At 65.6% G+C, this 20263-nt stretch carries 18 protein-coding genes; 15 read left to right on the top strand and 3 right to left on the bottom strand.

Features of this window, described 5'->3' with window-relative positions; translation table 11 throughout:
- Window positions 1-39: 39 nt before the first annotated feature.
- The 5 genes from ACIQF4_RS14965 (at window position 40) to ACIQF4_RS14945 (ending at window position 6542) form a co-directional block, all read left to right on the top strand.
- Window positions 40-1731, top strand: coding sequence for a ribonuclease J (locus tag ACIQF4_RS14965; protein WP_400516509.1), 1692 nt, complete (start codon window positions 40-42; stop codon window positions 1729-1731).
- Between the two features lie 135 nt (window positions 1732-1866).
- A complete protein-coding gene (locus ACIQF4_RS14960; protein ID WP_400516511.1) occupies window positions 1867-4779 on the top strand; it encodes a DNA translocase FtsK in 2913 nt (970 codons plus the stop codon).
- A 23-nt stretch (window positions 4780-4802) separates the two neighbouring features.
- Window positions 4803-5447: a CDP-diacylglycerol--glycerol-3-phosphate 3-phosphatidyltransferase gene (gene pgsA / locus ACIQF4_RS14955; RefSeq protein ID WP_350004618.1), complete on the top strand. Its 645-nt coding sequence runs from the start codon at window positions 4803-4805 to the stop codon at window positions 5445-5447.
- Window positions 5444-5938, top strand: a complete 495-nt coding sequence (locus ACIQF4_RS14950; RefSeq protein ID WP_350004616.1) for a CinA family protein — start codon at window positions 5444-5446, stop codon at window positions 5936-5938. Before pgsA ends, ACIQF4_RS14950 begins: the two co-directional genes overlap by 4 nt.
- Before the next feature lie 151 nt (window positions 5939-6089).
- Entirely contained in the window at window positions 6090-6542 is a 453-nt protein-coding gene (locus tag ACIQF4_RS14945; protein WP_041652016.1) for a helix-turn-helix domain-containing protein, read from the top strand.
- A 79-nt stretch (window positions 6543-6621) separates the two neighbouring features.
- Here ACIQF4_RS14945 and ACIQF4_RS14940 read toward each other — a convergent pair whose 3' ends face one another.
- A complete protein-coding gene (locus ACIQF4_RS14940; RefSeq protein ID WP_400516513.1) occupies window positions 6622-7152 on the bottom strand; it encodes a MarR family winged helix-turn-helix transcriptional regulator in 531 nt (176 codons plus the stop codon).
- 41 nt (window positions 7153-7193) lie between these two features.
- Between ACIQF4_RS14940 and ACIQF4_RS14935 the strand changes: the two genes are divergently transcribed.
- From ACIQF4_RS14935 to dapF, 6 genes are all read left to right on the top strand, one after another.
- On the top strand, window positions 7194-7418 hold the full coding sequence (locus tag ACIQF4_RS14935) for a DUF3046 domain-containing protein (protein ID WP_400516514.1): 225 nt from the start codon (window positions 7194-7196) through the stop codon (window positions 7416-7418).
- A gap of 190 nt (window positions 7419-7608) precedes the next feature.
- Window positions 7609-8664, top strand: coding sequence for a recombinase RecA (gene recA, locus ACIQF4_RS14930; RefSeq protein WP_079595873.1), 1056 nt, complete (start codon window positions 7609-7611; stop codon window positions 8662-8664).
- A gap of 135 nt (window positions 8665-8799) precedes the next feature.
- Window positions 8800-9291 (top strand): regulatory protein RecX, encoded by a 492-nt coding sequence (locus ACIQF4_RS14925; protein WP_400516515.1) that lies wholly within the window; start codon window positions 8800-8802, stop codon window positions 9289-9291.
- A gap of 18 nt (window positions 9292-9309) precedes the next feature.
- A complete protein-coding gene (miaB, locus tag ACIQF4_RS14920) occupies window positions 9310-10869 on the top strand; it encodes a tRNA (N6-isopentenyl adenosine(37)-C2)-methylthiotransferase MiaB (RefSeq protein WP_400516516.1) in 1560 nt (519 codons plus the stop codon).
- Window positions 10870-10872: 3 nt separating this feature from the next.
- Window positions 10873-11772: a tRNA (adenosine(37)-N6)-dimethylallyltransferase MiaA gene (gene miaA / locus ACIQF4_RS14915; RefSeq protein ID WP_400516517.1), complete on the top strand. Its 900-nt coding sequence runs from the start codon at window positions 10873-10875 to the stop codon at window positions 11770-11772.
- A 32-nt stretch (window positions 11773-11804) separates the two neighbouring features.
- Window positions 11805-12749, top strand: coding sequence for a diaminopimelate epimerase (gene dapF / locus ACIQF4_RS14910; RefSeq protein WP_400516518.1), 945 nt, complete (start codon window positions 11805-11807; stop codon window positions 12747-12749).
- On the opposite strand, the gene ACIQF4_RS14905 is transcribed toward dapF, so the two are convergent.
- Window positions 12721-13344: a class I SAM-dependent methyltransferase gene (locus ACIQF4_RS14905; protein ID WP_400516519.1), complete on the bottom strand. Its 624-nt coding sequence runs from the start codon at window positions 13342-13344 to the stop codon at window positions 12721-12723. The genes dapF and ACIQF4_RS14905 overlap by 29 nt on opposite strands.
- A gap of 447 nt (window positions 13345-13791) precedes the next feature.
- Between ACIQF4_RS14905 and hflX the strand changes: the two genes are divergently transcribed.
- Together hflX and ACIQF4_RS14895 are read left to right on the top strand one after the other, a co-directional pair.
- Window positions 13792-15375 carry a GTPase HflX gene (gene hflX, locus ACIQF4_RS14900; protein ID WP_350004603.1) on the top strand — a complete coding sequence of 528 codons (1584 nt, stop codon included), beginning with the start codon at window positions 13792-13794 and terminating at the stop codon, window positions 15373-15375.
- A complete protein-coding gene (locus ACIQF4_RS14895) occupies window positions 15368-17425 on the top strand; it encodes an ATP-dependent DNA helicase (protein WP_400516521.1) in 2058 nt (685 codons plus the stop codon). The genes hflX and ACIQF4_RS14895 overlap by 8 nt, the downstream gene beginning before the upstream one ends.
- A 93-nt stretch (window positions 17426-17518) precedes the next feature.
- Here ACIQF4_RS14895 and lexA read toward each other — a convergent pair whose 3' ends face one another.
- Window positions 17519-18253 (bottom strand): transcriptional repressor LexA, encoded by a 735-nt coding sequence (gene lexA, locus ACIQF4_RS14890; RefSeq protein WP_400516523.1) that lies wholly within the window; start codon window positions 18251-18253, stop codon window positions 17519-17521.
- Window positions 18254-18576: 323 nt separating this feature from the next.
- On the opposite strand from lexA, the gene ACIQF4_RS14885 reads away from it, so the two are divergent.
- Together ACIQF4_RS14885 and ACIQF4_RS14880 are read left to right on the top strand one after the other, a co-directional pair.
- Window positions 18577-18993, top strand: a complete 417-nt coding sequence (locus tag ACIQF4_RS14885; RefSeq protein WP_350004598.1) for a LysM peptidoglycan-binding domain-containing protein — start codon at window positions 18577-18579, stop codon at window positions 18991-18993.
- Between the two features lie 131 nt (window positions 18994-19124).
- The gene (locus ACIQF4_RS14880; RefSeq protein WP_400516525.1) at window positions 19125-20243 is read left to right on the top strand and encodes a histidinol-phosphate transaminase; all 1119 of its coding nucleotides are present in this window, start codon (window positions 19125-19127) and stop codon (window positions 20241-20243) included.
- Window positions 20244-20263 lie beyond the last annotated feature (20 nt).

The raw sequence follows: 20263 nt of genomic DNA, 5'->3' as shown, positions 1-20263 counted from the left end.
AGTAAGACCAGCACCCTTCCGCCTGGAAAGTAGTGCAATATGACCCAAACTGCCCTCACCGGCCTTGTCACCCCTCCCCGCCTGCCGCAGGGAACGCTCCGGATTGTTCCGCTGGGCGGACTGGGGGAGATCGGCCGGAACATGGCCGTGTTCGAGATCGACGGCAAGCTGCTGATCGTGGACTGCGGCGTCCTCTTCCCCGAGGAAACCCAGCCCGGCGTTGACTTGATCCTGCCCGATTTCTCGTACATCGAGGACCGGCTGGACGACATCGTGGCAGTGGTCCTCACCCACGGACACGAAGACCACATCGGAGCCGTTCCGTACCTGCTCCGGCGCCGCAACGACATCCCGCTTGTTGGCTCCCAGCTCACCCTTGCCCTGATTGAGGCGAAGCTGCAGGAGCACCGCATCCGGCCCTACACGCTCACGGTTGAGGAAGGGCAGGTGGAGAAGTTCGGACCGTTCGAATGTGAGTTCGTGGCCGTCAACCACTCCATTCCCGACGCCCTGGCGGTGTTCATCCGGACCGCCGGCGGCACCGTGCTGCACACAGGCGACTTCAAAATGGACCAGCTTCCGCTGGACGGACGCATCACGGACCTCCGCCACTTCGCCAAGCTCGGCGAGGAAGGCGTGGACCTCTTCATGTCCGACTCCACCAATGCGGACGTCCCGGGATTCACCACCGCCGAGAAGGAAATCGGCCCCACGCTGGAACGGCTCTTCGGCCAGGCCACCAAGCGCATCATTGTCGCGTCCTTCTCCTCGCACGTGCACCGGGTCCAGCAGGTCCTGGACGCAGCCGCCAAGCACAACCGCAAGGTCGCTTTCGTGGGCCGCTCCATGGTCCGCAATATGGCCATTGCCGAAAAACTTGGCTACCTGGATGTCCCGGCGGGGCTCATCGTGGACATCAAGAACATCGACAACCTGCCGGACAACCGCGTGGTGCTGATGTCCACCGGTTCCCAGGGCGAGCCCATGGCCGCCCTGTCCCGGATGGCCAACGGCGACCACCGGGTGGTGGTGGGCGACGGCGACACCGTCATCCTCGCCTCGAGCCTCATCCCCGGCAACGAGAACGCCGTCTTCCGGATCATCAACGGGCTGCTGAAGCTGGGCGCCGACGTGATCCACAAGGGCAACGCCAAGGTGCACGTCTCCGGCCACGCCGCGGCGGGGGAGCTCCTGTACTGCTACAACATCCTCGAGCCGCTGAACGCCATGCCGGTGCACGGCGAAACCCGCCACCTCATTGCCAACGGCAAGATCGCCATCGAGTCCGGCGTTCCCGAAGCAAGCGTCATCCTCGCCGACAACGGCACGGTCATCGACCTCAAGGACCACCGCGCTGACGTGGTGGGACAGGTTGAAGTCGGCTTCATCTACGTGGACGGTTCCAGCGTGGGCGAGATCACCGACGCCGACCTCAAGGACCGCAGGATCCTCGGCGACGAAGGGTTCATCTCCATCATCACGGTGATCCACCGGGCCACCGGCAAGGTGGTGTCCGGGCCGGAGATCCACGCCCGCGGCGTGGCAGAAGACGATTCCGTCTTCGACGACATCATCCCCAAGATCAACGCCGCGCTGGAGGAAGCCGTCCTCAACCACGCGGACCACACCAGCCACCAGCTCCAGCAGGTGGTCCGCCGCGTGGTGGGCACCTGGGTCAACCGCAAGCTGCGCCGCAAGCCCATGATCATTCCCGTGGTGCTTGAGGCCTAACAGCAGCCGCCAGTACCGGCCCGCGCTCCCGTGCCCCACGGGACCGCGGGCCTGCGGCGTTTAAGGGCCGCAAACCGGGGACCGACGGCATCCAAATCCCCGGAAATCCGGCCCAACTCGGGTACCGTGGCTACTATGGCCACTCGTACTACTTCCGCGCCCAATGGATCCAGCAGGGGCCGCGCCGGCAGCAAAACCGGCAGCTCCTCCGGCCGCGGCGCCGGCTCTGCGGCCGCGAAATCCGGGCGCGCCGGCGGCTCCTCCAGCACGGCCCGCACCCGCCAGCTACCCGCCGTCGAGCACCACCAGCCGTGGCTGCTGCGCGTGGTGGGCGGGGCCTGGCTGGGCATCGGCCACCTGGTGGGCGGAGGCGTGCGGCGCATCGGCCATGACGTCAGCGACCTGCCGCCAGAGGACCGCCGGGACGGAGCGGCCCTGTTCAACCTGGCACTCGGAATCTTCATCGCCACCTTCGCCTGGTGGGGCCTCACCGGCTGGTTCCCGGACGCCGTGTATGCCGTGGTCAACGGGACATTCGGCTGGATCTCCCTGCTGCTTCCGCTCATGCTGTTTGTCTGCGCGTTCCGGCTCTTCCGCCAGCCATCCGACGGCCGGGGCAACAACAGGGTTGGCATCGGCTTCCTGATCATGACGTTTGCCGGCTGCGGGCTGGCGCACATGCTGGGCGGGGAGCCCACAGTTGCCCAGGGTTTTGACGGGCTCCGCCAGGCGGGCGGAATGCTCGGATTCCTTGCCGCCTCGCCCCTGGCCGCCATCCATTCCGCTGTTCCTTTGGTGCTCTACTCGCTGCTGGCGTTCGTCTCACTGCTGATCATCACCGCCACCCCGTTCACTGCGATCCCGCGCAGGCTGCATGCCGCCTACGAACACCTCATGGGCATCGACCTGCTGGATGAGCAGGACCGGGACAAGCATGACCGCAGCTACCTGGAACGGACCCCTGCGGCCGTGCCCCCCAAGAACGACAGGAAGAAGAAGCGCCGCTTCTTTGGCAAGGATGAGGAAGACGGCGACGCCGGCCTGGAAGGCTACGTGGGCGACGAAGCCTTCGAGCACGCTGTGATCGACGACGACGCAAAGGGAGGCCAGGGGCCGCGCCCGGCTCCTGGTGTCCGCCGCCCCACCCAGGCGGAAATCGCCGTCGAAAAGATCAAGGCAGCCCAGGGACTGGGCGCAGGCGCCCCCGCCTCCCCAGCGGAAAACGCCACCGAAGCCATCCCCATGATCACCCCCGGCATGGCCCCGCCTGCCGCAAAGCCCGCCGCCGCGCCCACCGTGCCTTCCAACCCCGTGGCGCCAGCGCCGCCGCCTGTTCCCATCCCGCAGCGCACTGAGCAGCTGTCACTGGCCGGTGACGTCACCTACACGCTCCCGGCCTCGGACTACCTGACCCCCGGATCCATCCCGAAGGAGCGCACGGAAGCGAACGACGCCGTCGTCGCAGCCCTGACGGACACCCTGCAGCAGTTCAACGTCGACGCCACGGTCACCGGCTTCAGCCGCGGCCCCACCGTGACCCGGTACGAGATCGAGCTGGCCCCGGGAACCAAGGTGGAACGGGTCACCGCACTATCCAAGAACATCTCCTACGCCGTGGCGTCCAGTGATGTGCGTATCCTCAGCCCCATCCCGGGCAAGTCCGCCATCGGCATCGAAATCCCCAACACCGACCGTGAGACCGTCTCCCTGGGCGATGTCCTCCGCAGCCAAAATGCCCGCCGGACGGACCACCCCATGGTGATGGGTGTGGGCAAGGACGTGGAGGGCGGCTACGTGGTGGCCAACCTCGCCAAGATGCCGCACCTGCTGGTGGCCGGCGCAACCGGTGCCGGTAAATCATCTTTCGTGAACTCGATGATCACCTCCATCCTGATGCGCGCCACGCCTGATGAGGTGCGCATGGTCATGGTGGACCCCAAGCGCGTGGAACTCACCGCGTACGAGGGCGTCCCGCACCTCATCACGCCCATCATCACCAATCCGAAGAAAGCTGCCGAGGCACTCCAGTGGGTTGTCCGTGAGATGGACGCCCGCTATGACGACCTCGCCAACTACGGCTTCAAGCACATCGACGACTTCAACAAGGCTGTCCGTGCCGGCAAGGTCCAGCCGCCGGTGGACTCCAAGCGCGTCATCCGCCCCTACCCGTACCTGCTGGTGATCGTGGACGAGCTCGCCGACCTGATGATGGTGGCTCCGCGCGATGTTGAAGACTCGATTGTCCGCATCACCCAGCTCGCCCGCGCAGCCGGCATCCACCTGGTCCTGGCAACGCAGCGGCCCTCCGTAGATGTTGTGACCGGCCTCATCAAGGCGAACGTGCCCTCACGCATGGCCTTCGCCACGTCCTCGGTAACAGATTCGCGCGTGGTCCTGGACCAGCCCGGCGCCGAAAAGCTCATCGGCCAGGGTGACGCCCTGTTCCTGCCCATGGGTGCCTCGAAGGCCATGCGCGTCCAGGGCGCGTGGGTCACTGAATCCGAAATCCACAAGGTGGTCGAGCACGTCAAGGGACAGCTCCAGGCTACCTATCGCGACGACGTCGCCGCGGAAGCGCCGAAGAAGCAGATCGACGACGACATCGGGGACGACCTCGAAGTCCTGCTGCAGGCCACCGAACTGGTGGTCACCACGCAGTTCGGCTCAACGTCGATGCTGCAGCGGAAGCTGCGCGTCGGCTTCGCCAAGGCAGGGCGGCTGATGGACCTGCTGGAATCACGGGGCGTGGTTGGTCCCTCCGAGGGCTCCAAGGCCCGGGACGTCCTGGTGAAGCCGGACGACCTCGCACCGGTCCTTGCCGCCATGAAGGGCCAGGAGGCCCCGGCAGCGCCCGACTCGCAGACTGCCGCGCTGAGCGATAACGCCAACGCCAACATCGCCCAGGGCGGCTACGCCGAAGACCTGGTGGCCGCAGACCTGGACCAGCGGAAGCAGAACGTCGAATATTACGACGGCTCGGATTCCCCGCCAGGCGGCTATGACGACGAGGACGGCTCCGAGGACGCCTGGTCCCTGACCGGTCGCTAGCCCGGGGACTGTAGCCTAGGAACGTGACTAGCACCGATGCAACCGCCGCCGGCCCGGGCCGTGCCGGGGTCTGGAACCTTCCCAACATCCTGACCATGATCCGCATCGCACTGGTGCCGTTTTTTGTCTGGTTCCTCATTGCGGACGCCCCGGGGCTGCGCAGTGAGGCAGGCGTGTGGCGCTGGGCCGCGGTCCTTGCGTTCGCCGTCGCCATCTACACGGACAAGCTCGACGGCGACATCGCCAGGAGCCGGAACCTCGTGACTGACTTCGGCAAGATCGCTGATCCGATTGCCGACAAACTCCTTATCGGTTCGGCGCTGGTGATGCTGTCGGTGCTCAGCGAACTGCCATGGTGGGTTACCGTCCTGATCCTGGTCCGGGAATGGGGCGTCACCGCCCTGCGCTTCTTTGTGATCCGCTACGGCGTAATCCCGGCCTCCCGCGGCGGCAAGCTGAAGACTGTTGTCCAGACCGCGGCGATCTTCCTCTATCTCCTGCCGCTTGGCTCTTTTGCCCCGTGGCTGGTGTGGGTGGCGTTCGCGGTGATGATGGCCGCCGTGGTGATCACGGTGTGGACGGGCGTGGAGTATGTAGTGGAAGCGCTGCGGATCCGGGCCAAGGGAAAGCTGCAGGCACGCACAGATAAAGGCCAGGAGCCCGCATGACCAACCTCCACCATTTGTCCGCTGACGCGGTCCGCAAGGCGCTCGACGCGGGCCGGACCGTTGCCACAGCTGAGTCATTGACCGCCGGAATGGTGTCGGCCGTCCTTGCCGATACGCCCGGCGCTTCCGGCATCCTGCAGGGCGGGGTGGTTGCCTATCAGAACTCCGTCAAGGAAAGGGTCCTGGATGTCCCGTCGGTGCTGCTGGCACGCGTCGGATCCGTGGACCCGGACGTCGCGGCGGCCATGGCTGCAGGAGCCCGGTCCGTCCTTGGCGCTGACATCGGCGTCTCCACCACAGGCGTTGCCGGGCCCGAAGCGCACGACGGGAAGCCCGTCGGCACCGTCTACATCGGCATAGCCACCGCAGCCGGGACCTCGGCCTTCGAATATGCCTTCTCGGGAAGCCGTGCCGAGATCCGCGGACAGGCCTGCGGTGCAGCCTTGGAAAGGCTCCTCGAAGCCCTGTCCGGCCAGGCCCGCCGCCCCTAAGTTACTGGGCGTAAAGTTGCCGGGAACAAAAGCCGGTACCGATTAGTTATTACTTTGTGTCGCTTCCGAAGAGCGGAGGCGCCTAGGATGAAATGACCACGACGGTTCGCCTTGCGGCGGACCTGACCAATGAGGGAGCAAGGCGATACAGATGGTAAAGCAGCCCGTATCCGTAAACGGCGTTGTCCGCTGGAAGGATGTGGGCCTCGCCGATCAGGGCAAGAGCGAACAGAAGGAGCGCAAGATGGTTGTACTTCGTCACGAAATTGGTGATGTCCTGCGCGATGTCCGCCAGCGTCAGGGGCGTACGCTCCGTGAAGTTTCGCACAGCGCCCGTGTCTCCCTGGGTTACCTCAGTGAAGTGGAGCGCGGCCAGAAGGAAGCATCGTCCGAGCTGCTGTCTTCGATCTGCTCGGCCCTGGACGTTCCGTTGTCCAGCATGCTCCGCGAAGTGAGCGACAGGGTGGCTGTTGCAGAAGGCGTTGCCGTTCCGGACACCGTTCCCCAGGAATTCTCCCAGCGTTATGGCCGCGACCTTGAGCGCGACCTCAACACTGAACTTAACGACGAACTGTCCACGGGCCTTCTTTCCGGCGCCCGGTAGGGTCCGGCCCGAAGACGGCTCCCGGAACGTAATACATTGAAGCCCCCGGCCGCGGCCGGGGGCTTCAGTGCATTTTGTGTTACTTGTCTTCACCGGTTGGCGCCGTGCCGTCCTTCGGGAAGCCGTCACGCTCGTAGGTGGAGTTCAGCTTGGCCATGCAGCGGGCCAGCTCCTCCAATTCCGCAACCGGCCATTCACCCAGGCGTTCGCGGAATACCTGCCGCCGGGCGTCCTGGACGTGATGCATTTTTTCCTCACCTTTGGGTGTCAGCCGGATGGCCTGCGCCCGTCCGTCCAGGGGATCAGCCTCCTTGGACACGAGCCCCAGGCTCTCCAGGAAAGCAATCTGCCGGCTGACGGAAGGCTTTCCGACGCCGATGTTCATCGCCAGGTCGGTAAGGCGGATCGGCCCCTCCCGGCGGATGACGGTCAGGAGGCCGTACGCCGCAGGTTCCATATCCGGGTGGACCTGGCGGGAAAGCTGGTTGGAGATCGACCGTGCGCGCCGCCAGAAAAGACTGATCTGGTGTTCCACGTTCTGCACCGCGGCGTCCACGGTCGCCTCGTCTTGGCGGCCCTGCAGGGACGGGACATCAGGGGAGTTGCTCATGGCAACAATTCTAGTGCGCGGGATCATGAGAGACTTTTCTGGTGCGAATCAGCGATTATTGGCGACTCATGGATGACGAATTTGGCGCCGGGTACTCGCGGGTCCTCAGCAGCACCCTTGTCCTGGCAGGGGTGGGCGGGCGCACCGCGGACCAGGCGCTTGCGGCGGGCATGGAGCCCCGCCGGGTGTGGCTGGCTGTCTGCGATGTGCAGGATGTTCCCGCCGAGCGCCGGTTGGGCCGGGACATCAAGCCCCGCACGGACTAGCGGGTTTCTCCTGACACGCCGGGCGGTTGTTCGAATACCTGTTCGGGTAAAGCTATGCTTTTCATAGCGGGTTATCCACATAGCCGCCCTCACCCGGCCGGAATGTCAGTGGGTCCCAGTAGCGTCAGAGATGACCAATAAACGGCCGCTGAGGCCACTCCAAAGCGAGAAAGCATTAGAGGTGTGAACCATGGCGGCAGCCCCGGATCGTGCAAAAGCGCTCGAAGCAGCGCTGGCCCAGATCGACAAGCAGTTCGGTAAAGGCTCGGTCATGCGGCTCGGCGATGAAGTCCGGGCCCCGATTGAGGTCATCCCCACCGGCTCCATTGCATTGGACGTTGCCTTGGGAATTGGCGGTCTTCCCCGTGGCCGTGTTGTTGAGATCTACGGGCCGGAATCGTCCGGTAAGACCACCGTAGCCCTCCACGCCGTGGCCAATGCCCAGCGCCAGGGCGGGATCGCCGCCTTCATTGACGCCGAGCACGCCCTTGACCCTGAATACGCCGCCAAGCTCGGCGTGGACACGGACGCCCTCCTCGTCTCCCAGCCGGACACCGGTGAGCAGGCCCTGGAAATCATGGACATGCTGGTGGGCTCGGGCTCGCTGGACGTCATCGTGATCGACTCCGTCGCAGCCCTGGTGCCGCGGGCCGAAATCGAAGGCGACATGGGTGACAGCCACGTCGGCCTCCAGGCCCGCCTCATGAGCCAGGCCCTGCGTAAGATCACCGGGCGCCTGAGCCAGACCAAGACCACCGCGATCTTCATCAACCAGCTCCGCGAGAAGATCGGCGTTTTCTTCGGCTCCCCGGAAACCACCACCGGTGGTAAGGCCCTGAAGTTCTACGCCTCCATCCGTATCGACGTCCGCCGTATCCAGACCCTGAAGGAAGGCGCCGATTCCGTCGGCAACCGGACCAAGGCGAAGATCGTCAAGAACAAGATGGCTCCGCCCTTCAAAGTGGCCGAATTCGACATCATCTACGGCCAGGGCATTTCCCGTGAGGGCGGCATCATCGACATGGGCGTGGAACACGGCATCATCAAGAAGTCCGGCTCCTGGTTCACCTACGACGGCGACCAGCTCGGCCAGGGCATGGAAAACTCCCGCAGGTTCCTCCGGGACAACCCAGAGCTTGCTGCCGAACTTGAGCGGCTGATCAAGGAAAAGCTCGGCGTGGGCGTCAAGCCTGCAGAGCCGGAGTCCAAGGACTCCCCGAAGCTGAAAGCCGTTGACGGGTTCTAGCAGTTGACGGATTTTGACACTCCGCGTCCCCGCCGTGCGAAAGCCGGCGGGCGGCGCGGCGTTTCACATGGCGGCCCGTTCCAGGACGGTCCGGATCCAGGTTCCTCCGTTGCCGGGGATGCGGAGGCGGATCCGGTGTCCGTCGCACAAAACATCATCTACCGGCAGCTGACCGCTTCGGCGAAGAGCAGGCTGCAGCTTGCCAGGAAACTCGCCGAGCGGAACATCCCGGACGACGTCGCCGAGGCGGTGCTGGACAGGTTCGAGGAAGCACGCCTGATCAACGACGCCGACTTTGCCGACATGTGGGTGAGGAGCCGCTCCCAGTCGCGGAAGCTGGCCAAGGGAGCCCTCCGCCGCGAACTCGCGGAAAAGGGCATAGACCAGGACACCGCGGCCGCAGCGTTGGAACAGTTGACGGATGCGGATGAGGAAGCCGCCGCACGGCAGCTTGTGGAGCGGAAGCTCCGCCCGGGAACGGATTTCGAGGACCGGGCGGAGCGGGACAAGGCAACCCGGCGGCTTGCATCAATGCTCGCCCGGAAGGGCTATCAGCCCTCGCAGGCGTTCCGGATTGTCAACGAGGTCCTGGAGTCCTGCGCCGGACCCGACCGTGCCAACCTGTAAAACCGGTACCCTTAACAGGTGAGTTTGACCATCCCTTCCCCCCTTTCCGGTACCAGCCCCTCCGCAGAAGCTGAAGGTGCCCCGCAAGCCGGTGGCCCCAGGCCCCGCACGTACCAGGTGCGTACGTTCGGCTGCCAGATGAACGTCCATGACTCAGAGCGGATGGCCGGCATGCTGGAGGACGCAGGGTATGTGCCTGCGGAGGACGAACAGGCTGACGTCGTGGTGTTCAACACGTGTGCGGTCCGGGAGAACGCTGACAACAAGCTCTACGGCAACCTGGGCATCCTGGCTCCGGTGAAGGCCGCAAACCCGGGCATGCAGATCGCGGTGGGCGGCTGCCTGGCGCAGAAGGACAGGGAGACCATCCTGAAGAAGGCGCCGTGGGTGGACGCTGTCTTCGGCACCCATAATGTTGGCGCCCTGCCCGCACTGCTGGAACGTGCGCGGCACAACAACGAGGCGCAGCTGGAAATCCTGGAGTCGTTGGACGTCTTCCCGTCCACGCTTCCCACCAAGAGGGACTCCGTCTACTCAGGCTGGGTATCCATCTCCGTCGGCTGCAACAACACCTGCACCTTCTGCATCGTGCCCGCCCTCCGCGGCAAGGAGAAAGACCGCCGGCCCGGAGACATCCTTGCCGAGATCCAGGCGTTGGTGGACGACGGTGCCATCGAAGTCACCCTCCTGGGCCAGAACGTCAACTCCTACGGTGTGGAGTTCGGCGACCGGCAGGCCTTCTCCAAGCTCCTCCGGGCCTGCGGAGACATTGAAGGCCTGGAACGGGTACGGTTCACCAGCCCGCACCCCGCCGCGTTCACCGACGACGTCATTGATGCCATGGCCGAGACCCCCAACGTGATGCCGCAGCTGCACATGCCGCTGCAGTCGGGGTCGGACAAAGTACTTCGGGACATGCGGCGTTCCTACCGGTCCAGCAAATTTCTGGGCATCCTGGACAAAGTGCGCGACAAAATCCCGCACGCTGCAATCTCCACCGACATCATTGTGGGGTTCCCCGGCGAAACCGAAGAGGACTTCCAGGCAACACTGGATGTCGTGGAGAAGTCACACTTCGCCACCGCCTTCACGTTCCAGTACTCCAAGCGCCCGGGCACACCCGCCGCTGAATTGCCCGACCAGCTGCCCAAGGCCGTGGTGCAGGAACGGTTCGAGCGACTGACCGCCCTTCAGGACCGGATTGCGGCGGAGGAGAACCGGCGCCAGCTCGGACGCAGGGTTGAGGTCATGGTCACGGCGCAGTCCGGACGGAAGGCAGGGGAGACGCACAGGCTCTCCGGCCGTTCCCAGGACCAGCGGCTGGTGCACTTCTCGGTCCCTAAGGGTGCGCCTGCTCCACGGCCTGGAGACCTGGTCACTGTCACCATCACCGAGGCCGCAGCTTTCCACCTTGTCGCCGATCCCGCCCCCGGAGATTACAGCCTTCGCCGTTCCCGCGCCGGTGACGCCTGGGACAGGTCGCAGGCAGATTCCTGCGGAGCACCCGCACCGGGCTCCGGCGCCGGCGCCAAGGGCGTCTCGCTGGGCATGCCCTCGTTGCCCGTCCGCACCCGCTGACCGGTGGGCTCACCGCCAGTCATCGCCGTCGTTGGTCCCACCGGGTCCGGGAAGTCTGACCTCGCTGTCAACCTTGCCCTTGAACTCGACGGTGAAGTCATCAATGCCGACGCCATGCAGTTCTACCGGGGCATGGACATTGGCACGGCAAAAATCACCCACGCTGAACGCAGGGGAGTCCCGCACCACCTGCTGGACATCCTGGAGGTAACCCAGGAATCCAGCGTGTCGCAGTTCCAGCAGCAGGCGCGGGAGCTCATTACGGACATCCACGCCCGCGGCAAGCGCGCCATCCTGGCCGGAGGCTCCGGCCTCTACTTGCGGGCCGCGCTGGACGTCCTAGAGTTTCCGGGCACTGATCCGCTGGTACGCCAAAGGCTGGAATCCGAACTCGCCGGCCAGGGGAAAACAGTGCTGCTGGACCGGCTGCGGAAGGTGGATCCGGTCTCCGCCGGCCGGCTTTCGGATGACCGGAGGATCATCCGCGCCCTGGAGGTCCATCAGCTCACCGGACGGCCGTTCAGTTCCTTCATGCCGCAGCGTGAGTACTTCCAGCCTGCCGTCCAGGTTGGCCTGGCGGTGGACCGTGAGGCGCTTCGGGACCGGCTTGCCCGCCGTGTGCACGGCATGGTGGAGGCCGGCCTGCTCGCCGAGGTCCAAGAGCTGGACGCCCGCGGGCTGCGGCAGGGAAAGACTGCCCCCCGCGCCCTGGGGTACTCGCAGTTCCTGCGTGTTATCGACGGCGAGTGGACTGTTCCCGAGGCCGCTGAGGACACCATCGTGGCCACCCGCCAGTTCGCCCGGCGCCAGCTCACCTGGTTCCGGGCCGATCCGCGTATCCACTGGCTGGACTGGCAGGATCCGGCCTTGCCGGGCACAGCATCGGGGCTCTGCCGTTTTTAGGGCTGCAGCGCACGGCCGGTACCCTTGGAACCATGGACACAACCCTCGCAGAAACCACCGCGCCGGCCTTAAGCACCCTGAGCGGGCTCCGCTTCTCCAAGGGGCACGGCACCGGCAATGACTTCGTCCTGGTGGCTGATCCCGAGGGCGTCCATACCATCACGGCCGAAGCCGTTGCAGCCCTGTGTGACCGGCACCGCGGGATCGGCGGGGACGGCCTCATCCGGGCAGTTCCGTCGCGGTTCCTCCCGGAAGGCCGCGAGTTGCTGGCTGCCGCACCCGAGGCTGAGTGGTTTATGGACTACCGCAACGGGGACGGCTCGCTGTCCGAAATGTGCGGCAACGGCGTCCGCGTCTTTGTCCATTTCCTCCGGACCGAGGGCCTGATCGAGCTGCCCGACGGCGGTGCCCTCACCATTGGCACGCGGGCCGGCGTCAAAACCGTGGTACGGATGGGGGAAGGCTATGCCGTGGACATGGGGCCGTGGGAATTCATTTTCCCGGGCGAGGCCACGGCGAAGGCCATGGACTCACTGGTGACCGCCGAGGGCCTGGAGGTTCCACGCCCCGCCCTTTCGGTCAGCATGGGCAACCCGCATACGGTCGTTGCCCTCGCTGAGCTTTCCGAACTCGCGGGAACACAGCTGTTCACCGCGCCCGTGGTCGACCCCGTTCCGGCAAACGGGACCAACGTGGAGTTCGTGGTTCCGTCCGAGCCGCTGGTCCACGACGGCGTCGGCTCTGTCACCATGCGCGTGCACGAACGCGGCGTAGGGGAGACGCAGTCCTGCGGAACAGGTGCCTGCGCCGCCGCTGTGGCCATTCGCCACTGGGCCGGCGCGGAAGCCCCGGACGCCTGGCGCGTCCACGTTCCCGGAGGCGTAGTGGGAGTCAAGTTCTTCGCCGGTCCGGGAGGCCACGAACACGTGGAGCTCAGCGGCCCTGCAGTTATTGTGGCAAACGGGACGCTTTCCTGACCTTCAGGATCCGGAACGACTTTGACGTCGACTCCCGGCTGACCGTGAAGGATTCGTCCAGCTCAGCCGAAAGCCACCGCTGAAGCGAGTCGGCCCCGAGGTTCTTCTGCACCACCAGCCAGGCCGTCCCGCCCGGAGCCAGGCGCGGAATCCACAACTTCAGCAGAGAGTGCAGTTCGTCCTTGCCGATCCGGATGGGGGGATTGGACCAGATCGTGTCAAAGCGCAGCTCGGGATCCACGGCGTCGGGGGTGCTGGCTGTGACGTTGGCAAGCCCGAGTGCTGCGGCGTTCTCGTTTGTCAGCGTGATGCAGCGTTCGTTGACGTCCACGGCGTAGACCCTGGCGGAGGGCGCTTTGAGGGCCATGGTCAGGGCAATGGGCCCCCAGCCGCAGCCGATGTCCAGGAGGTTTCCCTGGGGCGCGGGAGCGGGTACCTCGCTGAGCAGGATCGCCGTGCCTTTGTCAATCCCGTCGGGGCTGAAGATGCCGGAGGAAGTCTGCAGCCTGCGCGTCTGCCCGGCGAGTTCAACAGCCAGGGGCTTGCGGGTGAAAGGGCCGGCGGGCGTTGCGCTGAAATAATGTGCGGACTCCATAACTGGCCAGAGTAGTTCCCCTTGCAGCGTAAAGGGAAACCGCGCGTATGGCCCTCTGCTAGGCTGGAGGGCATGTTCCTGATCTTCGAGTAGCCGGCACGGGCCATGCCCGTCCCGAAGCCTGTCCTCAAGCGACAGCATGTCCCACCCAGCGATGCGGTTTCTCCGAATCTTCCGCTGTGTGCACCGGACCACGCGGAATCCGCCTGTTCCGGTCGCCGGACCACACTCGAAAGCCAGCTTCCTGCTGGACTTATCGCCGTTTCCGGCTGTTTCCTTCTCCGCTACGAACCACCACGTGGCACCCCTGCCGTTGCTGCTGTCCGCAGCGCCGGCCCAGCAAGCCAGGAGCCTTGGATGACCGCAGGCCGTCAGCCCACCGCGAATACTTCCCCAACCACCAGCAATCGGCACTATTCTGGAACTGCCGAATCTTCAAAGGAGACCATGACCAGCCAGCCCAACACCGGATCAGATCCAGCCGCCCAGGACATGAGTCCCGAGGAAATCCAGGCTGTCATTGACCGGATTCTCTCCAAGGACGTACCGGCCAGGACCCCCAGCCCGCACAGCGGCGAGGCGAAGGGCAGCGACGGAAGGGCAGTGTTCGGCAAAGCCCAGGCAATTTCCCGCCTGGACGAAGAACATTCAACGTACGACGGCGACCAGCAGGACCTCGAGGAACGCCGCGCCCTGCGCCGTACCGCAGGACTGTCCACCGAACTGGAAGACGTCACTGAGGTCGAGTACCGCCAGCTGCGCCTTGAGCGCGTGGTCCTGGCGGGGCTCTGGTCCGAAGGCACCCTGGCCGACGCCGAGAACTCGCTGCGGGAACTCGCCGCCCTTGCCGAAACTGCCGGCTCCGAGGTCCTTGACGGACTGGTCCAGCGCCGTGACAAGCCGGACCCCGGGACATTCCTGGGCTCGGGCAAGGCGCTTGAGCTCCGGGACATCGTAATGTCCACCGGCGCGGACACCGTTGTTGTGGATGCCGAGCTTGCACCCTCGCAGCGCCGTGGCCTGGAGGACATCGTCAAGGTCAAGGTCATCGACCGGACAGCCCTGATTTTGGATATCTTCGCCCAGCACGCCAAGAGCCGCGAAGGCAAGGCACAAGTGGAGCTGGCGCAGCTCGAGTACCTCCTGCCGCGCCTGCGCGGCTGGGGCGAGTCAATGTCCCGCCAGGCCGGCGGGCAGGTGGGCGGCGCCGCGGCTGGCATGGGCTCGCGCGGTCCCGGTGAAACGAAGATCGAGCTGGACCGCCGTCGCATCCGTACCCGGATGGCCAAGCTGCGGCGGGAGATCGCCGCAATGAAGCCGGCACGCGAGACCAAGCGGGCCAACCGCCGTCGTAATTCCGTGCCGTCCGTTGCGATCGCCGGCTACACCAACGCGGGCAAGTCCTCGCTGCTCAACCGCCTGACCGACGCCGGAGTCCTGGTGGAGAACGCCCTGTTTGCCACCTTGGACCCCACTGTCCGCAAGGCCGAAACTGCGGACGGGCTGGGCTATACGCTCGCGGACACTGTGGGTTTCGTCCGGTCGCTGCCTACGCAGCTGGTGGAGGCGTTCCGCTCCACGCTGGAGGAAGTTGCGGACGCGGACCTCATCCTCCACGTGGTGGACGTCTCGCACCCGGACCCGGAAGGACAGATAGCTGCAGTCCGCAAGGTCTTCAGCGAAGTGGACGCCCGCAAGGTGCCGGAGATCATCGTGCTCAACAAAGCCGACGCCGCCGATCCCTTCGTGGTGGAGCGGCTTAGGCAGCGCGAGCCGCGGCACGTCGTGGTGTCCGCCCGCACGGGTGAAGGCATTGCGGAGCTGCTCAAGGCGATCAGTGACGCCATTCCCAGGCCAGGCGTCAAGCTGGAGCTGCTCATCCCGTACGATCGCGGAGACCTGCTCAGTAAACTCCACGAGTCTGACGCCGAGATCATCAGCGTGGACCACGTGGAGGAAGGCACCCGGGCCGTGGTGATGGTCCGGGAAGGCTTTGCGGCCGAACTGGAACCCTTCGTCAGCAATGACTGACGTCGTGGCCCCGGAAGCCACGGAGACGGCCGGCGAGCAGTTCGTGATCGAACTGCTCGACCGGGCCGTTGCAGGCATGGGCGGACAAAGCCGTGAGGGCCAGCATGAGATGGCCAGGCAGGTGGCCCGTGCGCTGGGAACGGGGGACCACCTCCTGGTCCAGGCAGGCACGGGCACCGGCAAGTCGCTGGCCTACCTGATACCCCTCATCGCCCACGCCCTGAAAAGCAACAAGCCCGCCCTGGTGTCCACGGCCACGCTTGCGCTCCAGACGCAGATCGTTGGCCGGGACCTGCCCCGGCTGCTCAAGGCCATCACTCCCGCCCTGGACAGGCCGGTCAAGGTGGCGCTGGTCAAGGGGCGGTCCAACTATGTCTGCCGGCACAAGCTGGAAGGCGGCTTCCCCAGCGAGGAACCCGCGGAAGGCCAGCTGTTCAGCCTGGGCGAGGACACCAGTGTGCCGCACTTCGCGGCCTCCGTTGGCGGCCCTTCGTCCCAGCTCGGCAAGGAAGTGGTACGCCTGCGGGAGTGGGCGGAGAAGACCGCCACTGGCGACCGCGACGAGCTGCTGCCGGGCGTTACGGACCGCGCCTGGCGCCAGGTGTCCGTGACCTCCATGGAGTGCCTCGGCGCCCAAAAGTGCCCCATGGCAGCAGAGTGCTTCAGTGAACTTGCCCGGCAGGACGCTGCGGAGGCGGACGTCGTGGTCACGAACCATGCGATGCTCGCCGTCAGCGCCTTTGAGGGGCTTGCGGTCCTGCCCGAGTACGACGTCGTGGTGGTGGACGAGGCGCACGAACTCCAGGACCGGGTCACCGGGGCGGTCTCCGGCCAGTTGTCCGTGGCCATGGTCCATGCGGCTGCCGCCGGCGCCCGCAAGCACACCGCCATCACCGTTGACGCGCTCAACGCCGCGGCCGCCAACCTGGAACTTGCCCTTGCCGGCGTGCCCAACGGACTGCTGCCCAACGGGCTGAATGACGAACAGCTGGACTGCGTGGACCAGCTGCGTGATGCCTGCCGGGCCGCCCTCTCGGATTCGAAGGGGGACGGCAATGCCACGCCCGACGGCGGGAGGCAGCTTGCGCGGTCCCGCCTGATGCTCATCCTGGAACTTTGCGAACGGCTCCTCGCTGCCCGGGAGAACCGCGAAGTGGTGTGGTTTTCCCGCGCCAGCGCCTTTGATCCCGCGCAGGGATTTTCCCAGCCGGATGAGACGGCGCCGGCTTTGATCAACATTGCGCCGCTGTCCGTGGCCGGGCGGCTGCGGGAAGGCCTGTTCTCCGGGCACACCGTTGTACTTACTTCTGCCACGCTGGCCATTGGTTCAGCGTTTGAGCCTGCCGCCGGCGGGCTGGGACTCGTGGGCGAGGGTGCCCCCCGCTGGAAAGGCGTGGACGTGGGGTCGCCCTTCGACTACCCCAAGCAGGGCATCCTCTACGTTGCCGGGCACCTGCCGAAGCCCGGAAGGGGCGCATCCCCGGAAGCACTGGACGAACTCGAGGCGCTCATCCGCGCTTCCGGCGGCGGCGCACTGTGCCTGTTTTCCTCCCGGCGCGCCGCAGAGGAAGCCGCCGAAGCCCTCCGCCCCAAGCTGGACATGACGGTCCTCTGCCAGGGCGATTCCACCATGACCGCCTTGGTCAAGCAGTTCGCCGACGAGCCCGATACCTGCCTGTTCGGAACCATGTCCCTGTGGCAGGGCGTGGATGTCCCTGGCGGGTCCTGCCGCCTTGTGGTGATAGACCGGATTCCCTTTCCGCGGCCGGACGATCCCCTCATGACGGCGCGCTCCCGGGCCGTGGCACAGGCTGGCGGCAACGGCTTCATGTCGGTTTCGGCCACCCATGCCGCCATCCGGCTCGCCCAGGGCGCAGGCCGGTTGATCCGCTCCACGGGGGACAAGGGAGTGGTGGCTGTGCTTGACTCACGGCTTGCCACCGAGCGCTACGCAGGGTTCCTCCGGGGAGCGCTGCCGCCGTTCTGGTCCACAACGGACCGGAAGACGGCAATCGCGGCCCTGGAGAGGCTGGCGGGCGAGAACGCCTGATGCCCAGGCCGGGGCAGTGTTTGGCTGGGCGGAGTGTTTGACCCTGCGCAGGCCTAAACACTGCCCGGGCCTGCTACCCAGCGGGGAACCTGGCTACAGGGACCGGAGCACTGACACGACCTTGCCCATGATGGTGGCGTGGTCTCCGAGGATGGGCTCGTACTGGGTGTTCTGGGGGAGCAGCCACGTGTGACCGTCACGCTGCCGGAATGTCTTGACAGTGGCCTCATCGTCGAGGAGGGCAGCGACGATATCGCCGTTGGCTGCATCCGCCTGGCGGCGCACCACAACCCAGTCGCCATCACAGATGGCCGCGTCCACCATGGAATCCCCGGCCACCCGGAGCATAAACAGTTCGCCCTGGCCCACCAGCTGCCGGGGGAGCGGCATAACGTCCTCCACCTGCTGGTCCGCCAGGATGGGACCACCGGCTGCGATGCGGCCAACAAGGGGAACCATCGCAGTGTCAAGGGCAGTGGGCAGCTCCGTGACAGTGGCGCCGCCGCTGGGGGGCACTGCTGATGGCTGGCTGGCGGGTTTGGCCGCACCACCGTCCAAAGTCAGGGGCATCAGGACCTCCATGGCGCGCGGACGCTTCGGGTCACGGCGCAGATAGCCCAGTTTTTCCAGCTGGGACAGCTGGTGGGTGACGCTGGAAAGGCTGGCCAGGCCCACGGTATCTCCGATTTCCCGCATGGACGGGGGGTAGCCGTTCACATTGACGGAACGCTGGATCGTTTCCAGGATCTTCTTCTGCCGTGGCGTCAGGCCCTTGGCGGTCCTCTTCGGTTGCGCGGTTGCCCTGCCCCCGGCGGCTGCTGCTGCCATATTCGCCAATGCCTTTCGGTGTCCGCCGGGCCTCTCCACGGCAAGGCCCTGGACGATCCCGCCCCATAATGTCAGACCCTGCTGATCGACTGTCCGGGTGGTTGTTCTTTCGTTCAAAACTAGGCCAGCCACACTGCTTTTTCAAACATTTGTTCTAGCGAGTCTCGACAATGTTCGTTGATAGGTGCTAAAACAGAAGAAGCAAAGTTCGAACATATGTTCTACTGCGAACGCCGGCCATTCGAAAGTGGCACCGGAAAGCCCTAGGGGGCGTCGGAGCAGAACATCCGGGCAGCACAGTATGGTCCAGGAGGGCTCAGTTCATGTCAGCTACATCTGTTTCGCGGGGTTCACGTCCACAGCTGCTCTCTGTGCAGCACCTTCTGTCCCGGCCTGAAGAGCGGCAGCCGGAACGGCCGGCCCCCCTTCCGCCCCTGCGGCTGACCCGGCGCGGCCGCATCGTGCTGATCGGTATTCCCCTGGTTCTTCTGGCCGCCCTGCTGCTCTCGCTGGCAGGCTTCTTCAACTCCCCGGCAAAAGCCTCCGACTCAGACGCGGAGCTCCAGACGACCTCCGCGGTCACCGTGACGGTCCAGCCCGGCCAGTCGCTGTGGGGGATCGCAGCCGCCGTGGCGCCTGATCGCGACGCACGCGATGTTGTGGCCGACATCGTGCAGCTCAACAACCTCTCCGCAGGCGCAGTCTTCCCCGGCCAGCAGTTGTTCGTTCCCGCCGGCTGAGCTGCCATAGCCGGCAGCAAGGGTCCGGACCAGCGGGGGCTGCTCCATGGAATGGGCCGGGGGCGCATGCCGAGGGCGAACAGGAACCCGTCACATTTTCCGCCCTCCGGCACGGGCACTAAACTGTTCAGGTGAATGACCAGCTAGAACGCCTGAACCGGCTTCCCCTCCGCAGCAACCTCCGCGGGCTTACCCCTTACGGTGCGCCCCAGCTGGACGTCCCCATCCTCCTGAACGTCAACGAAAACACCCATGGTGTTCCGGCGGACGTAAGGGCGGCCATCAGTGCGGCAGTCACCGAAGCCGCCGCGGGCCTGAACCGCTACCCGGACCGGGAGTTCACGGAACTGCGCAAAGCGCTGGCGGAATACCTGGGCCACGGCCTCGATGAGACCAACCTCTGGGCTGCGAACGGCTCAAACGAGGTACTCCAGCAGATCCTCCAGGCATTCGGCGGTCCCGGACGCTCAGCGCTCGGCTTTCCGCCCACGTACTCGATGTATCCGCTGCTGGCCAGCGGAACGGACACTGAATACATCGTCGGAGAGCGCGCCGAAGGCTACGGCCTCAGCGCTGAATCGGCAGCGCGGCAGGTCAAGGAACTGCAGCCCAACATCGTCTTCCTCTGTTCGCCCAACAACCCCACGGGGACCGGGCTGGGGCTGGATGTCGTGGAGGCCGTGTACGAGGCAGGCGAAGCAAGCCAGACCATCGTCATTGTGGATGAGGCATACCACGAGTTCGCACACGACGGGACGCCCAGCGCACTGACGTTGCTGCCCGGCCGGGAGCGGCTGATCGTGTCCAGGACCATGAGCAAGGCATTCGCGCTGGCCGGAGCCCGGCTGGGCTACATGGCTGCCGCACCCGAAGTTGCCGATGCCCTCCGCCTGGTCCGGCTGCCGTACCACCTCTCAGCCATCACGCAGGCCACTGCCCTGGCTGCCCTCCAGCACCGCGAGGCACTGATGGCGGATGTGGAAGACATCAAGAAGCAGCGGGACCGCATCGTGTCGGAGCTGACGCGGATGGGCCTGAAGCCCGCAGCGTCGGACTCCAATTACGTCTTTTTCGGCGGACTGGAGAACCCGCACCAGGTCTGGCAGGAGCTGCTGGACGCCGGAGTGCTGATCCGGGACGTGGGGATTCCCGGCCACCTCCGGGTCACGGCCGGAACTGAGACCGAAACCACAGCCTTCCTCACATCCCTGGAAAGCATCCTTGCAAGCCAGGCCACGCTTCCCGCCTAGACTGGAAGCAGCGGCGCTGG

This window comes from Pseudarthrobacter sp. NPDC092202 (genome assembly GCF_044755505.1).
Taxonomy (GTDB): domain Bacteria; phylum Actinomycetota; class Actinomycetes; order Actinomycetales; family Micrococcaceae; genus Arthrobacter.
Note: the sequence above shows the minus strand (reverse complement) of the source record. Positions and strands in the feature narration are given on the sequence as shown.